The sequence below is a fragment of the Streptomyces sp. NPDC002467 genome (assembly GCF_042889825.1).
Taxonomy (GTDB): Bacteria; Actinomycetota; Actinomycetes; order Streptomycetales; family Streptomycetaceae; genus Streptomyces.
In genome coordinates this window covers 371,593-385,686 of the sequence record NZ_JBIARJ010000002.1, presented here as the reverse complement: position 1 = coordinate 385,686, position 14,094 = coordinate 371,593, and the positions used below count along the sequence as shown (strand labels likewise).

The window sequence follows — 14,094 nt, the reverse complement described above, 5'->3', positions numbered from 1 at the left end:
CGGATCATGCTGACCATCGGAACGATCGTCATGGGCGCCGAAGACGTGCCGCGCGCAGTGGAATTCTGGTGCCGGGCGCTGGGGTACGTACCGCGCGACGGCGAGGTGGACGAGCGCTGGACCGTCCTGGTCGCCGCCGACGGGGGCGGGCCGGACCTGGCGCTCGGGCGGAGCGTGACGCCCGTACAGGAGCGGCCGCGCGTCCACCTCGACCTGTACGCGGCGGACGCGGCGGAGCAGGCGGCGGAGGTGAAGCGGCTGGTGGAGCTGGGGGCCTCGCACGTCGACTGGGACTCCTACCCGGAGGACCCCGATTTCGTGGTGCTGGCCGACCCCGAGGGGAACCGGTTCTGCGTCATCGACGCGGCTCACGGCTGAGGGACGCGCGAACCGCCCCGCGTGGTGGTCGAGGAACGCCCCGGGGCCGCCGGGCCGGCCGGCGACCCGCTCCGGCCCGATCGGGGCGACCTCCTCCTCGTCCGTCGACGGAGCCGGGACGATGCCCCGCGCCGACATGATTCCCGCGGGTCCGCGAGGCGCCGCGGGCGGTCGGTTGTCCCCTCTTCCTCCCGGCTGCGGTCGATTACCGCTTTCGAGCCGTCCGGGTTCGGCGCCACGATCATCTCCGACCGGATAGCGGAGCCGTTCTACAAGGGCGAGGCCGTCTTCCCGCACGGCTACACCTTCGGCGGCCACCCAGGCTCGGCAGCGGTCGCGCTGACCAACCTCGACATCTTCGAGCGCGAGGCCTCAACCAGCACGTCCTGGGCAACGAGGCGAACTTCCGCAAGACGCTGGAGAAGCTGCACGACCTCCCGATCGTCGGCGACGTCCGCGGCAACGGCTACTTCTTCGGTGTCGAACTCGTGACGGACAAGGCGAACAAGACGAACAAGACCACCTTCACCGACGAGCAGTGCGAGCGCGTGCTCTACGGGTACCCCTCCAAGGCCCTGTACGAGAACGGCCTGTACTGCCGGGCCGACGACCGCGGCGACCCGGTGGTCCAGTTCTCGCCGCCGCTGATCGCCGACCAGGGCACCTTCGACGAGATCGAGCAGATCACGCGCCACTGCCTCACCGAGGCGTGGAACAGGATCTGACCGGCCCCGGACGCCTTAACACCCGCCTTTCGCCGCCTTAAGCGGACCGTAAGCCTCGACGGTGCCGCCCCGAAACGGACGAATGTCCGTTTCGGGGCGGCTAGCGTGCTGCCGCATCCCAACTCCCCGGTAACACGAAGGCAGGCACGCGATGGGCAGCACAGTCGGGCACCGGCGCAGGACGAGTCGTACGGCGAAGGTCACGGGAGCGGTGCTCACGGCGGCGGTGATCGGGGGCGCGGTGTTCGCGTTCACCGGGACCGCGCAGGCCAGTTCCGTCGGCGCCGCCTACACCAAGTCCAGCTCGTGGAGCGGCGGTTACACCGGCCAGTACGTCATCACCAACAACACCGGCCAGGCGCAGACGGATTGGACCCTGCAGTTCGACCTCCCCGAGGGCACGAAGATCGACTCCCTCTGGAACGGCACCCACACGGTCGAAGGACGTCGCGTCACCGTGAAGCCCGCCGGCTGGAACCGGGAGCTGGCGGCGGGTGCCTCGGTCACCGTCGGCTTCGTCGCGAGCGGCGCCGGCGCGCCGGGGGACCCGACCCGCTGCCTGATCAACGGCCTGAAGTGCTCGGTCGACCAGGGCGCGACGGCCCAGCCCAGCGGACGCCCCACCAGCCGGCCCACCGCGACCTCGACCCCCACCGCGCCCGCGCCCACCGCGTCGTCCACGCCGACGAAGACCGCGGCGCCCTCCCCCACGGTCCCCACCACCCCTGCGCCCACCACCGGCGGAGGCAGCGGCGCCGGAGCGCGCTTCGCGCCGTACGTGGACACCTCGCTCTACCCCGCCTACGACCTGCTGGACACGGCGACGAAGGCGGGCGTGAAGGAGTTCCACCTCGCCTTCATCACCGCCGGCGGCGGCTGCGCGCCGCTGTGGGGCGGGGTCACGGACCTCGCGAGCGACAAGGTGGCCTCCCAGATCGGCGCGCTGCGCGCGAAGGGCGGGGACGTCCGCGTCTCCTTCGGCGGGGCCGCCGGCCGCGAACTGGCCCTGAACTGCGGCACCGTAGACGAACTGGCCGCCGCCTACGGGAAGGTCGTCGACCAGTACCGGCTCGCGAAGGTCGACTTCGACATCGAGGGCGCGGCCCTGCCCGACACGGCGGCCAACGCCCGCCGCGCCCAGGCGATCGCCCGCCTGCAGAAGTCCCACCCGGGCCTGGACGTGGCGTTCACCCTCCCCGTGATGCCCGAGGGCCTCACCCAGCCGGGTGTCGCGCTGCTGGCCGACGCGAAGAAGAACGGCGTGCGCGTCGACTCCGTCAACATCATGGCGATGGACTACGGGCCGGCGTACGCCGGGGACATGGGCCAGTACGCGATCCAGGCCGCGACCGCGACGCAGGCGCAGCTGAAGGGGGTCCTCGGCCTGTCGGACGCGGCGGCGTGGAAGGCGCTGGCCGTCACCCCGATGATCGGCGTGAACGACGTCGCGAGCGAGGTCTTCACCGTCGCGGACGCGACGCAACTGGTGGACTTCGCCGCGTCGAAGGGCGTCGGTCGCCTGGCGATGTGGTCCGGGACCCGCGACAAGCAGTGCGCCTCGGGCGCGGTGCCGTACGCGGACGCCACGTGCAGCTCGATCCTCCAGCAGCCCCTGGCCTTCACGAAGGCGTTCGCCGCCCTCAAGTAGCGGCCGGGCGTGCGGAATCACCGCCCCACCACCAGCCGGACCGGGAACCCCTCCCCCCGGTCCGGCTTCCCGCCGCCGCGCACTCCTGGTCAGCCGGCACGGCCGACCAGACGCGGCAGCTCGCGCATGTCGTGGAACACGACCGTGCCCGCGCCTTCGAGGCGTTCGGCCGGGGTGAGGCCGCCCGCGTAGCCGAACGCCCGCATGCCCGCGGCCCGGGCGGCCTCCACGCCCGGGCGGCTGTCCTCGACCACCACGCAGGCCGCCGGGTCGACGCCCATCCGCCGGGCCGCGTACAGGAAGAGGTCCGGGGCCGGCTTGCCCCGGGCGACTTCGGTCGCGCTGTGGATGCGGCCCGCGAAGCGTTCGTAGAGGCCGGTGCGGCCCAGGGTGTGGCGCATCTTGTCGTGGGAGCCGCTGGAGGCGACGCAGGTCGGCAGGGTGAGGGCGTCGAGCGCCTCGGGCAGTCCGTCGACCGGGGAAAGGCCCTCGTCCACCGCCTTTCGGTGCAGTTCTTCGAACCGCTCCGCCCAGACCGCGGCCGTGTCGTCGCCGAGCCGCTCGGCTATCTGTTCGCGGATGGAGGCGTGGGAGCGTCCGATGAACCGGTCGACGACCTCCTGCTCGGTCAGCGGCCACCCCAGTTCCGCCCCGAGGGCCACCTGCACGCGTGCCGCTATGCGTTCACTGTCGACGAGCACCCCGTCGCAGTCGAATATCACCAGCTCAATGGGCTTGATCATGCCCGCAGGATAGGACCGGTGACCCGCGGTGGCGCATCCGCCACGTTCGGCTGCCGGCCGGGTGGGCGAGCCCGGGTCGGCCGAAATGCCGATGGGCCGGAGGGGCGGGGGCTGGGAAGCTGTTCGAGGGGGCCGGTTCCGATACCAACCGATTCCTCGCCGGACAGGAGCTGCACCCATGCTCGTCCTCGACTCCTCACGTGCGGACACCGCACGAGCCCGCCACGCCGCCGCCCTGTACCTGCGGGCCCGGTGCCCGTGGGTCGACGCGGACGACGTGCTGCTCGTGGTCAGCGAACTGCTCGGGAACGCGGTGCGGCACACCGACGACGGCCGGTGGCGGCTGCGGATGAGCTGCCCGTCCGAATCCCTGGTCGTCGAGGTGTACGACCACAGCAGCGCCCGGCCCGTGCCGCGGGCCGGGGACCCCGACAACGGCGGCGGCTTCGGCTGGGGCATCGTCGAGCAGCTGGCCTCCTCGCTGACCGTACGACTCCATGGCGTCGGCAAGTCCGTGCAGGCGGTCTGGTCCGCGGCGGCGGCCTCGCGGGACGGCGCATCGACTCCCTCAACACCCCTTCTCACGGCCTGACTTGACGGCCGACTCGGCACCCTGACTTGGTGGCCCCAGGCCACCGTCGGGACCACATGGTGAGAGGATCCCGACCTCATCCGGCCCTCGACGAGCGGTTCGCGCCATTGTGGCCGGTGAATCGACTGAACGCGGCAAAAGGCGGGTTACGGTCCCGCCATGTCTTCGAACATACGAACTGTCGCCACCCCTGCGCCCGCCTCCGCCTCCGCTCCCGCCCCCAGCCGCCGGACCCTGCTGCGCACCGCCCTCGCGGGCTCGGCGGTCGCCGGAGCGGGCCTGACCCTCGGTACGGCCTCCCCCGCCTCCGCCGCGTCCGCCGCCTCGCGGGAGGCCGAGAGCACCGAGCGGATCACCACTCCCGCGCAGGCGCTGCGCCGACTGGCGGCGGGCAACGAGCGCTGGCGCACGCTGCGCCAGGAACACCCGCACGAGTCCGCGTACTTGCGGCGCCGGCTCGTCGACGGTCAGCAGCCGTTCGCGATCGTGCTGGGCTGCGTCGACTCCCGGGTCCCGCCGGAGCTGGTCTTCGACCAGGGGCTCGGCGACCTCCTGACGGTGCGCTCGGCCGGCGAGGTACTGGACGAAGCGGTGCTCGGCAGCGTCGCGTACGGCGTCCTGGAACTGCACATCCCCCTGATCGTGGTCCTGGCCCACCAGTCCTGCGGGGCCGTCGCCGCGGCCGTCCACGCCGACGAGACCGGTCAGCCGCTCCCCGCGCACATCCAGTACCTGGCCGATCAGATACGGCCGTCCATCGACCGCGGCCAGAGCGGGTCCGCCCGTATCGACGCCACGATCAACGCGAACGTGCGGAACGTGCGGAACAGGCTGGCGGCCGAGCCCGACATCGCCGCGAAGGTGGCCTCGGGCGGACTGGCCGTGGTCGCCGCCCGCTACGACCTGCGCGACCAGCGCGTCCGCACCCTGTCCTGAGCCGGACGCGCGGCTCGCCCCGGCCGTGGCGCGGGCCGGGGCGAGCCGTGGGTCGTGACGGTGTGCGTCAGGTTCAGGTGTTGATGCAGGTGTTGGCGCCGGCCGGGTTGAGGGCGCCGACCAGGTTCACGCTGTTGCCGCAGACGTTGATCGGGATGTGGATCGGGATCTGGACCACGTTGCCCGACAGCACGCCCGGCGAGCCCACCGCGAAGCCTTCGGCGTTGGCATCGGCCGAGGCCACGGACGCACCGCCGATGACCACGAGACCGGCCGCCAGGGCAAGACCCGCGCTCTTCCACATACGCAACATGTGACATCTCCTCGCAACGACACGGCGGAGCCGGAGCACCGCACGGCCCCGAGCGGGGCCATCCCCCGTTCCTTCGGCATCCGACGGCCCCCAGCCCCGGCCCGAGCCGCCCGGTTCCCTCGAAGAGGTGGCCGCCCCACCTCCGTTCGGAGGCATCGGAGGCATCGGCGGCAGCGACGGCATCGGCGCCCGCGCCCGTACGATGTGCGCATGAGTGAGGGCATGCACCTGGCAGGTGCGCGGGATGCGCAGCGGCAAGGCGCCCGCCTGGAGACGGCCGCGGCCGTGCTGGCCCTGCTCTCCGACCGCACCCGGCTGGCGCTCCTCGACGAGCTCGGTCGGGGCGAGGCCGACGTCACCACCCTCACCGAGGCGTGCGGGGCGGCCCGGCCCTCCGTCAGCCAGCACCTCGCCAAGCTCCGGCTCGCCGGCCTGGTCACCGCCCGCAAGGACGGGCGGCGCGTCGTGTACGCGCTGCGCCACGGGCATCTGCGGCGGCTGGTGGACGAGGCGCTGAACGTGGCGGACCACCAGCTCGACTCCCTGCCCCCGCACGACTGAGACCCACCCTCCGGGACCGGCCCCGGAGCCCACACCAATACGTGCATGGGTACGCACATGTTGGCTACGATGGACGTCCCTCCCAGCGAACCGCCGACCGGGAACGGGGCCGCCGATGCTCTCCGTATGGCGCAATCGCGCCTACCGCCGCCTGTTCACCGCCCACGCCGTCGCCCTCACCGGCACCGGGCTCGCCACCGTCGCGCTGAGCCTGCTCGCCCACGACCTGGCCGGGGACCGGGCCTCGGCGGTGCTCGGGACGGCGCTGGCGATCAAGATGATCGCCTACGTCGCCATCGCCCCCGTGGCCTGCGCCGCCGCCCGCCGGATCCCCCGCCGGACCCTGCTGGTGGCCACCGACGTGCTGCGCGCGGCGGTCGCGCTCGCCCTGCCGTTCGTGACCGAGGTCTGGCAGGTGTACGTGCTGGTCTTCGTCCTCCAGTCGGCGTCGGCGGCGTTCACACCCGCGTTCCAGGCCACCGTCCCCGCTCTCTTCCCGGCCGAGCGCGACTACACGCGGGCCCTGTCGACGATCCGGCTCGCCTACGACCTGGAGAGCCTGTTCAGCCCGGCCCTGGCCGCGGCCCTGCTCACCCTGGTCTCCTACGACTGGCTGTTCGCCGGCACGGTGCTCGGCTTCGTCGCCTCCGCCGCCCTGATCCTGTCCACCGCCGTTCCCGGTCCCGGCCCGGACCCGGAACCGAGCCCGGAGTCCGGGCCGGACGGGCGGGCCGGAAGGGCCGCCGCAGTCCGCGCCCGGGCCTCGTACGGAGTCCGCCCGTTCCTGGCCGTCCCCCGGCTGCGGTGCCTGCTCGCCCTGGACCTCGCGGTGGCCGCCGCCGGGGCGATCGTCTTCGTGGACACCGTCGTACTGGTCCGGGACCACCTCGGCCGGCCCGCGAGCGCCGTCTCCCTGGCCTTGGGCGCGTACGGCGCCGGCTCCATGTTCACGGCACTGCTCCTGCCCCGCCTGCTGCGCCGCTTCGCCGACCGCGCCGTGATGCTCCCGGCCGCCTTCGCCCTGCCCGTGGTGCTGGCCGGGGTCGCCGTACTCACCGCCGCGGCCCCCGGCTCCTGGTCCTGGCCCGCGCTGCTCGCCGCGTGGGCCGCCGTCGGCGCCGCCTGCTCGGCCGTCCTGACCCCCGGCGGGCGCGTGATCCGCGACTGCACCGCGGAGGCCGACCTGCCGGCCGCGTTCGCCGCCCAGTTCTCGCTGTCCCACGGCTGCTGGCTGCTCACCTACCCGCTCGCCGGATGGCTCGCCGCGGGCGCCGGCCTCCCCGTCACCGCGGCCGTGCTCGCCGTGGTCTCCCTGGGCGCGGCCACCACCGGGCTGCTCATCGGGCGAACGGCGTCCCCCTTGCCCACCGCCGTGCGTCAGCCCGCCTGAGCCCTCAGGCGTCCGGGCCGCTCCAGTCGAAGGGGATGTGCTTGCTGGACCGCCCCTCGCGGTGCCACTGGAAGCCGAACGCGTCGACCCTGTCGGCCGTCGCCCGGCCCCAGGTCACGACCTGGCCCGGCCCGGTCTCGGAACCCGGCATGTTCATCGACTGGACGCGTGCGCCTTCCGGTGTCGTCGGTCCGGTGAGCGCCTCGGCCCGGGCCTCCACGCGGCCGGGGATCGCCGCCCGCCAGCTGCCGAGGTCCGCGTCGACCTCGATCTCGATCGGCGCGAAGTCCATGCCCCGCATCTCGGGCCCGAGCGTGCCCACCAGTTGCGCGGGCCAGCCGCCCGCCTGGCCGCCGAAGATCATCTGGAGGGCCGTCCGCTGTGCGTCGTCCGCGCGCTCGTCGAAGAAGACGGCCGCGTACGCGTCGGAGTGCTCGCCCCACAGGTTGCCCTCGAACGAGCCGAGCAGGAGCACGTTGAGCCCGTCGAGCGGCACGTCGCCGTAGCTCCCCTCGTTGACGTGCCAGGCGAGCACGCCTTCGCACGTGTCGTAGGTGGGCGGCTGCGCGAAGTTGCAGGGACAGGGGATGTTGCACCTGCACGTATCGAACCAGTCCCCTGCAACGTGCCATCTCGGAACGGTCGCCGTGGTCGTCTCGGACATGGTCCCGCCTCCTCGCCAGTCCCCGGGAACCATTCTCCGCCCCGTACGGCGCGCAGACCAGACCGGGCGGGCACCGGACGAGGTTGTGTGCTGTGCTGGAGGTGTCCTCGCGCGTTCGGGAGGAGTGCCATGCCGCACGTCCGACTGGCGCCGCCGGCCCCCACCGGGCCGGGCGTCCTGCTGCCGAGGCGCGAGCTGGCGGTCGCCTGGATCCTGCTGACCGTGCTCGCCTCACTGGCCTGGGCGTTGACCGTCGCGCAGTCCCGCGAGATGGGTGCGGGCACCGGCACGATGGGCATGGCGCTGCCACCGTTCGTGGTGCTGTGGGTGGTCATGATGGCCGCGATGATGCTGCCCTCGGTGGCACCGGTCGCCCTGACCTGGGTCGCGACGATCGGCCGTACGTCCGCGAACCCGGCGGTCAGGGCTGTCCGGACCGCCGGGTTCCTCGTCGGCTACCTGCTCGCGTGGACGGCGTTCGGGCTGGTCGCGTACGGGCTGCTCGCCATGACCGACCGGCTGCTCGGCGCCCACCCGGAGGCCGGGCGCTGGATCGGCGCGGGCGCCTTCCTGCTGGCGGCGGTCCAGCAGTTCGGGCCCCTGAAGTCGGTGTGCCTGCGGCACTGCCGCAGCCCGATGTTCCAGCTGCTGCGGTACTCCCGCTTCCGGCCCTGGGCCAAGGACCTGCGCGTGGGCGCGCACCACGGGACGTACTGCGTCGGCTGCTGCTGGGGGCTGATGATCGTCCTGATTCCGCTCGGGGTGATGAACGTGGCCGCCATGGCGGGGCTGGCCGTCGTGATCTTCCTGGAGAAACTGTGGCGCCAGGGCCCGTGGCTCGCCTGGGCGGTCGGCGCCGCCTTCCTCGTCCTGGCGGTGCTCGCGCCGTTCCAGGACTGGGTACTCCCGGGCCTCCAGGCATCGGATCCGTCCATGGACATGGGCATGGGCCTGATGCCGGGCTGGACACACTGGTGAGAGGAGTGACGACATGGCGAACAAGGCAGTGCTGGAGGGTGGACCGGACGACCTGCCCGAGCGGACCGTCCCCGCCCCCGCCCCCGGCGAAGACCTGAAGATCCCGCACCGCGGCGGCTACGAGCACTTCCGCGGCACCTCGCGCACCCAGGACGGCCCCGAGGGCCGGCAGCCCGTCTACGAATGGTGGGAGCGTACGGAAATCGCCGAATGATGTTGACCGATTTGCAGACGGTCATCACGTGAGGGAGACGCTACGATCACGGCATGATCACAGCCCGCACCCGCCCAGGCACGTCCTGGGCGCGCGGCGTGCTGTTGGCCGTACTGACCGCGCTCCTGTTCGCGGCGTTTCACTGCTCCACCTATCCGCACGGCGACGGCGCCGGACACACCGCCTACACCGCCTCGGCCGGGCACGAGGAGCCCGCCCACACCGAGCACGGTTCCGCCTGCGCCACACCCGCGCTGACCCCGCAGGCCCAGGCCGGCGACCGGAGCACGGTCGCGCCGGACCTCGCGCTGCCCGTCGCCGTCGCCGTACGGACCACGACGGCGGGCCCCGCCGCGGCGCCCCGCGCCGAACTCTCCCCGATAGACCGGTCCGGCCGCTCCACGCTGACCGCCGCGTGTCGATGGCGCGTATAGGCCGCTCCCGACGAGCGAGCACCTGACGCATCTTCGATTGAGAGCGGAAAAATGCATACATCGATCACCGACCTGTCGACCGTGACTCCCGTGACGCCGCCTGCCCGCACGGCCCTGTCCGGGCTCGTCGGCAACACCCCCCTGCTCCACGTCTCGGAGCCCCTCGCCTCCGCGGGGCGCGGCTTCTGGGCGAAGCTGGAGGGGTTCAACCCCGGCGGCATCAAGGACCGTCCCGGCCTGCACATGGTCGAACGCGCCCGCGCCCGCGGGGATCTGGAGCCTGGGGCCCGGATCATCGAGTCCACGAGCGGTACCCTCGGCCTCGGCCTCGCCCTGGCCGGCATGGTCTACGGCCATCCGGTCACCCTGGTCACCGACCCGGGTCTGGAGTCGTCGATGACCCGACTGCTGACCGCCTACGGGGCCCAGGTCAACGTCGTGTCCGAACCGCACCCCACCGGCGGCTGGCAACAGGCGCGCCGCGACCGGGTCGCCCGACTGCTGGAGCGGTATCCCGGCTCGTGGTGCCCGGACCAGTACAACAACCCCGACAACAGCACCGCGTACACCCCGCTGGCCCTGGAACTGGCCACCGGGATGGGCCACATCGACGTGCTGGTGTGCAGTGTCGGCACCGGCGGGCACTCGGCGGGCGTCTCCCGGATCCTGCGCCGGCTCTACCCCGACCTGACACTGGTGGGCGTGGACACCGTGGGGTCCACCATCTTCGGCCAGCCCGCCCGGACCCGGCTGATGCGCGGCCTCGGATCGAGCATCTACCCCCGCAACGTCGCCTACGAGCAGTTCTCCGAGGTGCACTGGGTGGCCCCGGCGGAGGCCGTGTGGGCCTGCCGCCGGCTGGCGGCCTCGCACTACGCCACGGGCGGCTGGAGCGTGGGCGCGGTCGCGCTCGTGGCCGGCTGGCTGGCCCGCACCCTGCCCGCGGACACCCGGATCGCCGCGGTCTTCCCCGACGGGCCCCAGCGCTACCTGAGCACCGTTTACGACGACGACTACTGCGCGGCCCACGGGCTGCTCGACGGGCCCCCGGCCGCCGAACCGGACACGATCGGGCGGCTGGACGAGAAGGAGGTCACGCACTGGACCCGCTGCGGCGCCGTGGTCGATCCCCTCACCCTCGGCACGGACGGCACGGACGGCGCCGAGGAGCGGGCCCGATGACGGGCACGATCGCGCAGGTCCGTTCCTACGGGCGCAGCGTCCAGTTGCTGATGGTCAATCAGTTCACCATCAATCTCGGCTTCTACATGCTCATGCCCTACCTGGCCGCGCACCTCGCGGGCCCGCTGGGGCTCGCGGGCTGGACCGTCGGGCTGATCCTCGGCGTACGCAACTTCAGCCAGCAGGGCATGTTCCTGATCGGCGGGACCCTCGCCGACCGGTTCGGCTACAAGCCGATGATCATCGCCGGGCTGGTGCTGCGCACCGCCGGTTTCGCGACCCTCGGGCTGGTCGACTCCGTTCCCGCCCTGATCGGCGCCTCCGCCGCGACGGGGCTGGCCGGGGCGCTGTTCAACCCGGCCACCCGCGCCTACCTGGCCTTGGACGCGGGCGAGCGCCGGGTGGAGGCCTTCGCCCTGTTCAATGTCTTCTACCAGGCGGGCATCCTGCTGGGGCCGCTGGTGGGAATGGTGCTGACGGGGGTCGACTTCCGCGTCACCTGCCTGGTCGCCGCGGGGATCTTCGCCGTGCTGGGCCTCGTGCAGATCCGGGCCCTGCCCGCGCGCAGGGGGGACGGCGCCGCGACCGCGCAGCGGGGCGGCGGCCGGCGCGAGAGCGTGCTCGGGCAGTGGCGCGGCATCCTCGCCAACCGCCCGTTCCTGCTCTTCTCCCTGGCCATGATCGGCTCGTACGTCCTGACGTTCCAGGTCTACCTGGCACTGCCGCTGGAGGTCCGGCGCCTGGGCGGCGGTGGCACCGGCGGCACGGCGGCGGTGGCCGTGCTGTTCGCCGTGTCCGGGCTGAGCACCATCCTGTTCCAGACCCGGGTGACCGCCTGGTGCAAGGCCCGGATGGAGCCGGGCCGGGCACTGGTCCTGGGGCTGCTGGCCATGGCGGCCGCCTTCCTGCCGCTGCTCGCCGCGACGGCGCTGCCGGTGCCGGGCGGCGGGGCGGGGCGGTGGCTGCTCGCCGCGGTGCCCCCGGCCCTGGCCGCCCTGCTGCTGGCGCTGGGGACGATGATCGCGTACCCCTTCGAGATGGACACCATCGTCCGGCTCTCGGGCGACCACCTGGTGGCGACGCACTACGGCCTCTACAACACCGTCTGCGGGGTCGGCATCGCGGTCGGCAACCTGCTCACGGGCGCGGCGCTGGACGCGGCCCGGGCCGCCGGCGTGTCCGCGCTGCCGTGGCTCGCGCTGTCCGCCCTGGGCCTGGGGTGCGCCGCCGCCCTGTACGGGTTGCAGCGGACGGGCCGCCTCGCGGCGCCCGTCGCCGGCGCGCGGGCGGAAGGGGTGACCGTCTGACCTGAGCGCGCGTCACCCCTGCCGCGACGACGGGGCCCAGCCCGGCGTGATCCGAAAGACAGGTTCTAACCCAATGAGGACTCGGCCCGGATCGCCAGGGTGGTGGGGGCGGCGCCGTCCAGTTCCAGGACGACGATCTCGTTGCGGCCCGGCCGCAGCAGCGGCCAGGGGAGGTGGAGCGAGCCCTGCGGGCCGCGCGACCAATGGCGGCCGAGGCAGAAGCCGTTGATCCAGATGTAGCCCTTGCCCGGGCCGGTCGGGGCGATCCAGCCGTCGGCGGGCGAGTCCACCTCGAACCAGCCCCGGTGGAACACCGGCCCTCCCTCGGGCAGGCCCTGGCCGGCCGCCCCGGCCGCCCGGCCCCAGGGCAGCCGGCCGGGCGCGCCGGCCAGGTCGACCGGGTGGGCCTCGTACCCGTGCACCCATTGCAGGGCGTGCCGGACGCCGCCCACGATGCCCTTGCGTTCGCCCAGCAGGGGGCCGTAATTGACGCGCCCCATCGACTCCACGAGGACGTCCACCCGCAGCCGCTCCCCCGGGACGGCCACCTCCGGCGCCGGGTCGTCCGCGTCGAGGACGGCGGCCGGCTTCCCGTCGAGGAACAGGTGCGCCCGGTCGGCGAGGCCGTCCAGGGTGAGCGGCAGCGGTGGCCGGGGGCCCGGCAGAGCGGTGCGGTAGAGCACCAGGCCGTGGGTGAGCCCGAGTTGCTCGAAGGTGGGAGGCACTGGAGCGGACACCACCCGCGGGCCCAGTACGTCGAGTACGTCGAACAGCCTCAACGACTCGACGGGCGTGACCTCGGCGGGCGTCAGCAGCGGCGCCGGTTCGGGAACGTCCGGGAGCGGCCCGGTCGCGTACTTCGCCAACACCTCGCGGAAGCGCCGGTACTTCTCGGTCGGCGCGCCCCGCTCGTCGACGGGGGCGTCGTAGTCGTAGGAGGTGACGGTGGGGGCGTGCGGGCCGGCGTGGTCCGGGCCGCCGCGGTTGGCTCCGGCCCAGGTCCCGAAGTTGGTTCCGCCGTGCGCCATGTAGATGTTCACCGAGGCTCCGGCGGCGAGCATCCGGTCCAGGACGTCGGCCGCGTCCGCCGCGTCCCGGGTGGTGTGCCCCTCGCCCCAGTGGTCGAACCAGCCGTTCCAGTACTCCATGCAGAACGGCGGGTCCTGCGGCCGGTGTTCGGCGAGCGCGGCGAAGGCGGCTTCGGGGTCGTTGCCGAAGTTCACGGTGGCGAGCACGCCGGGCAGGGTGCCGCCGGTGAGCATGTGGGCCTCGGGGCCGTCCGAGGTGAACAGCGGCACGTCGATGCCGCGCCGCACCAACCCGTCGGCCAGGTGTCGCAGGTAGGCCCGGTCGGAGCCGTACGAGCCGTACTCGTTCTCGACCTGGACCATCAGGACATTGCCGCCCCGGGTGATCTGGTGCCCGGCGATCAGCGGGACCAGTACGTCGAACCAGCCGTCGACCGCCTCCAGGAACGGCCCGTCCATGCAGCGCAGCCGTACGTCGTCCCGGCCGGTGAGCCACGCGGGCAGACCGCCGTTCTCCCATTCGGCGCAGATGTACGGGCCGGGACGGACGATGGCGTGCAGTCCGGCCTCCGCCGCCCGGGTCAGGAACTCCCCCAGCGCGCCGACGTCGTGGTGGACCCCGGGTTCCGGCTCGTGGAGGTTCCACGGGACGTACGTCTCCACGCAGTTCAGGCCCATCGCACGGAGCATCGCCAGCCGGTGGGGCCACTGCGCGGGCAGCACCCGGAAGTAGTGCAGCGCGCCGGAGAGCACCCGGTGGGGGCGCCCGTCGAGGAGGAAGCCGCCGGGGGTGACGTCGAACCGGTGCATCCGCGCTGCTCTCCTGAGGTCGAGCCGAACGTGAAGGGCGATCGATCGTCCCGAGTATCACCGACCGGGCCGCCCGGCCGGAAGCTCCCGGCGGCCCGGGCGGCGGCTCCGGCCGGCGGGCGGGGCGCGAGACCGGCGGCGCGCGAACCCGGCGGGGGGCGGGGCGCGAGACCGGCGGCGCGCCGGAGCCT

General features: G+C 73.2%; 15 protein-coding genes and 1 pseudogene. 12 read left to right on the top strand and 4 right to left on the bottom strand.

What is annotated here, in order from left to right; translation table 11 throughout:
• The first annotated feature begins 6 nt into the window (after positions 1–6).
• The 3 genes and pseudogenes from ACFYYJ_RS05085 to ACFYYJ_RS05075 all read left to right on the top strand — a co-directional run bounded on the left by ACFYYJ_RS05085 (position 7) and on the right by ACFYYJ_RS05075 (position 2,751).
• Complete coding sequence (locus ACFYYJ_RS05085; RefSeq protein WP_385123577.1) at positions 7–378, top strand: VOC family protein; 372 nt, start codon at positions 7–9, stop codon at positions 376–378.
• Positions 379–600: 222 nt separating this feature from the next.
• Positions 601–1,103, top strand: a pseudogene (locus ACFYYJ_RS05080) (aminotransferase class III-fold pyridoxal phosphate-dependent enzyme); the annotation flags it as partial.
• Positions 1,104–1,254: 151 nt separating this feature from the next.
• Positions 1,255–2,751: a cellulose binding domain-containing protein gene (locus ACFYYJ_RS05075; protein ID WP_389128582.1), complete on the top strand. Its 1,497-nt coding sequence runs from the start codon at positions 1,255–1,257 to the stop codon at positions 2,749–2,751.
• An 89-nt stretch (positions 2,752–2,840) separates the two neighbouring features.
• Here the strand turns inward: ACFYYJ_RS05075 and ACFYYJ_RS05070 are convergent, their stop codons facing one another.
• A complete protein-coding gene (locus tag ACFYYJ_RS05070) occupies positions 2,841–3,494 on the bottom strand; it encodes an HAD family hydrolase (RefSeq protein WP_385123573.1) in 654 nt (217 codons plus the stop codon).
• 178 nt (positions 3,495–3,672) lie between these two features.
• Here ACFYYJ_RS05070 and ACFYYJ_RS05065 point away from each other — a divergent pair, with 178 nt between their 5' ends.
• A complete protein-coding gene (locus ACFYYJ_RS05065) occupies positions 3,673–4,086 on the top strand; it encodes an ATP-binding protein (RefSeq protein WP_385363762.1) in 414 nt (137 codons plus the stop codon).
• Positions 4,087–4,245: 159 nt separating this feature from the next.
• Entirely contained in the window at positions 4,246–5,022 is a 777-nt protein-coding gene (locus ACFYYJ_RS05060) for a carbonic anhydrase (RefSeq protein ID WP_385363761.1), read from the top strand.
• Between the two features lie 73 nt (positions 5,023–5,095).
• Here ACFYYJ_RS05060 and ACFYYJ_RS05055 read toward each other — a convergent pair whose 3' ends face one another.
• On the bottom strand, positions 5,096–5,335 hold the full coding sequence (locus tag ACFYYJ_RS05055) for a chaplin (protein WP_385123566.1): 240 nt from the start codon (positions 5,333–5,335) through the stop codon (positions 5,096–5,098).
• Positions 5,336–5,545: 210 nt separating this feature from the next.
• Here ACFYYJ_RS05055 and ACFYYJ_RS05050 point away from each other — a divergent pair, with 210 nt between their 5' ends.
• Both ACFYYJ_RS05050 and ACFYYJ_RS05045 read left to right on the top strand, forming a co-directional pair.
• Complete coding sequence (locus ACFYYJ_RS05050; protein ID WP_385123564.1) at positions 5,546–5,896, top strand: ArsR/SmtB family transcription factor; 351 nt, start codon at positions 5,546–5,548, stop codon at positions 5,894–5,896.
• A 115-nt stretch (positions 5,897–6,011) separates the two neighbouring features.
• Positions 6,012–7,286 carry an MFS transporter gene (locus ACFYYJ_RS05045; protein WP_389128578.1) on the top strand — a complete coding sequence of 425 codons (1,275 nt, stop codon included), beginning with the start codon at positions 6,012–6,014 and terminating at the stop codon, positions 7,284–7,286.
• Positions 7,287–7,290: 4 nt separating this feature from the next.
• Here the strand turns inward: ACFYYJ_RS05045 and ACFYYJ_RS05040 are convergent, their stop codons facing one another.
• On the bottom strand, positions 7,291–7,950 hold the full coding sequence (locus ACFYYJ_RS05040; RefSeq protein ID WP_385123559.1) for a DUF1326 domain-containing protein: 660 nt from the start codon (positions 7,948–7,950) through the stop codon (positions 7,291–7,293).
• 129 nt (positions 7,951–8,079) lie between these two features.
• On the opposite strand from ACFYYJ_RS05040, the gene ACFYYJ_RS05035 reads away from it, so the two are divergent.
• From ACFYYJ_RS05035 to ACFYYJ_RS05015, 5 genes are read left to right on the top strand one after another with little or no spacing between them, the layout of a single operon-like run.
• A complete protein-coding gene (locus ACFYYJ_RS05035) occupies positions 8,080–8,928 on the top strand; it encodes a DUF2182 domain-containing protein (RefSeq protein WP_389128575.1) in 849 nt (282 codons plus the stop codon).
• Positions 8,929–8,941: 13 nt separating this feature from the next.
• Entirely contained in the window at positions 8,942–9,142 is a 201-nt protein-coding gene (locus tag ACFYYJ_RS05030; RefSeq protein ID WP_384581465.1) for a DUF5988 family protein, read from the top strand.
• 53 nt (positions 9,143–9,195) lie between these two features.
• Complete coding sequence (locus tag ACFYYJ_RS05025) at positions 9,196–9,576, top strand: hypothetical protein (RefSeq protein WP_385363758.1); 381 nt, start codon at positions 9,196–9,198, stop codon at positions 9,574–9,576.
• 51 nt (positions 9,577–9,627) lie between these two features.
• Complete coding sequence (locus ACFYYJ_RS05020) at positions 9,628–10,758, top strand: PLP-dependent cysteine synthase family protein (RefSeq protein WP_389128571.1); 1,131 nt, start codon at positions 9,628–9,630, stop codon at positions 10,756–10,758.
• Complete coding sequence (locus tag ACFYYJ_RS05015; RefSeq protein ID WP_389128568.1) at positions 10,755–12,065, top strand: MFS transporter; 1,311 nt, start codon at positions 10,755–10,757, stop codon at positions 12,063–12,065. The genes ACFYYJ_RS05020 and ACFYYJ_RS05015 overlap by 4 nt, the downstream gene beginning before the upstream one ends.
• A gap of 65 nt (positions 12,066–12,130) precedes the next feature.
• Here the strand turns inward: ACFYYJ_RS05015 and ACFYYJ_RS05010 are convergent, their stop codons facing one another.
• Positions 12,131–13,903 carry a beta-galactosidase family protein gene (locus ACFYYJ_RS05010; RefSeq protein ID WP_389128565.1) on the bottom strand — a complete coding sequence of 591 codons (1,773 nt, stop codon included), beginning with the start codon at positions 13,901–13,903 and terminating at the stop codon, positions 12,131–12,133.
• Positions 13,904–14,094: the final 191 nt, after the last annotated feature.

Bases quoted from the DNA above. Each gene is read 5' to 3' on its own strand.
- ACFYYJ_RS05050 (WP_385123564.1), top strand. From the start codon at position 5,546: ATGAGTGAGGGCATGCACCTGGCAGGTGCGCGGGATGCGCAGCGGCAA.
- ACFYYJ_RS05060 (WP_385363761.1), top strand. From the start codon at position 4,246: ATGTCTTCGAACATACGAACTGTCGCCACCCCTGCGCCCGCCTCCGCC.
- ACFYYJ_RS05070 (WP_385123573.1), bottom strand. From the start codon at position 3,494: ATGATCAAGCCCATTGAGCTGGTGATATTCGACTGCGACGGGGTGCTC.
- ACFYYJ_RS05025 (WP_385363758.1), top strand. From the start codon at position 9,196: ATGATCACAGCCCGCACCCGCCCAGGCACGTCCTGGGCGCGCGGCGTG.
- ACFYYJ_RS05040 (WP_385123559.1), bottom strand. From the start codon at position 7,950: ATGTCCGAGACGACCACGGCGACCGTTCCGAGATGGCACGTTGCAGGG.
- ACFYYJ_RS05055 (WP_385123566.1), bottom strand. From the start codon at position 5,335: ATGTTGCGTATGTGGAAGAGCGCGGGTCTTGCCCTGGCGGCCGGTCTC.
- ACFYYJ_RS05030 (WP_384581465.1), top strand. From the start codon at position 8,942: ATGGCGAACAAGGCAGTGCTGGAGGGTGGACCGGACGACCTGCCCGAG.
- ACFYYJ_RS05045 (WP_389128578.1), top strand. From the start codon at position 6,012: ATGCTCTCCGTATGGCGCAATCGCGCCTACCGCCGCCTGTTCACCGCC.
- ACFYYJ_RS05020 (WP_389128571.1), top strand. From the start codon at position 9,628: ATGCATACATCGATCACCGACCTGTCGACCGTGACTCCCGTGACGCCG.
- ACFYYJ_RS05015 (WP_389128568.1), top strand. From the start codon at position 10,755: ATGACGGGCACGATCGCGCAGGTCCGTTCCTACGGGCGCAGCGTCCAG.
- ACFYYJ_RS05035 (WP_389128575.1), top strand. From the start codon at position 8,080: ATGCCGCACGTCCGACTGGCGCCGCCGGCCCCCACCGGGCCGGGCGTC.
- ACFYYJ_RS05010 (WP_389128565.1), bottom strand. From the start codon at position 13,903: ATGCACCGGTTCGACGTCACCCCCGGCGGCTTCCTCCTCGACGGGCGC.
- ACFYYJ_RS05085 (WP_385123577.1), top strand. From the start codon at position 7: ATGCTGACCATCGGAACGATCGTCATGGGCGCCGAAGACGTGCCGCGC.
- ACFYYJ_RS05065 (WP_385363762.1), top strand. From the start codon at position 3,673: ATGCTCGTCCTCGACTCCTCACGTGCGGACACCGCACGAGCCCGCCAC.
- ACFYYJ_RS05075 (WP_389128582.1), top strand. From the start codon at position 1,255: ATGGGCAGCACAGTCGGGCACCGGCGCAGGACGAGTCGTACGGCGAAG.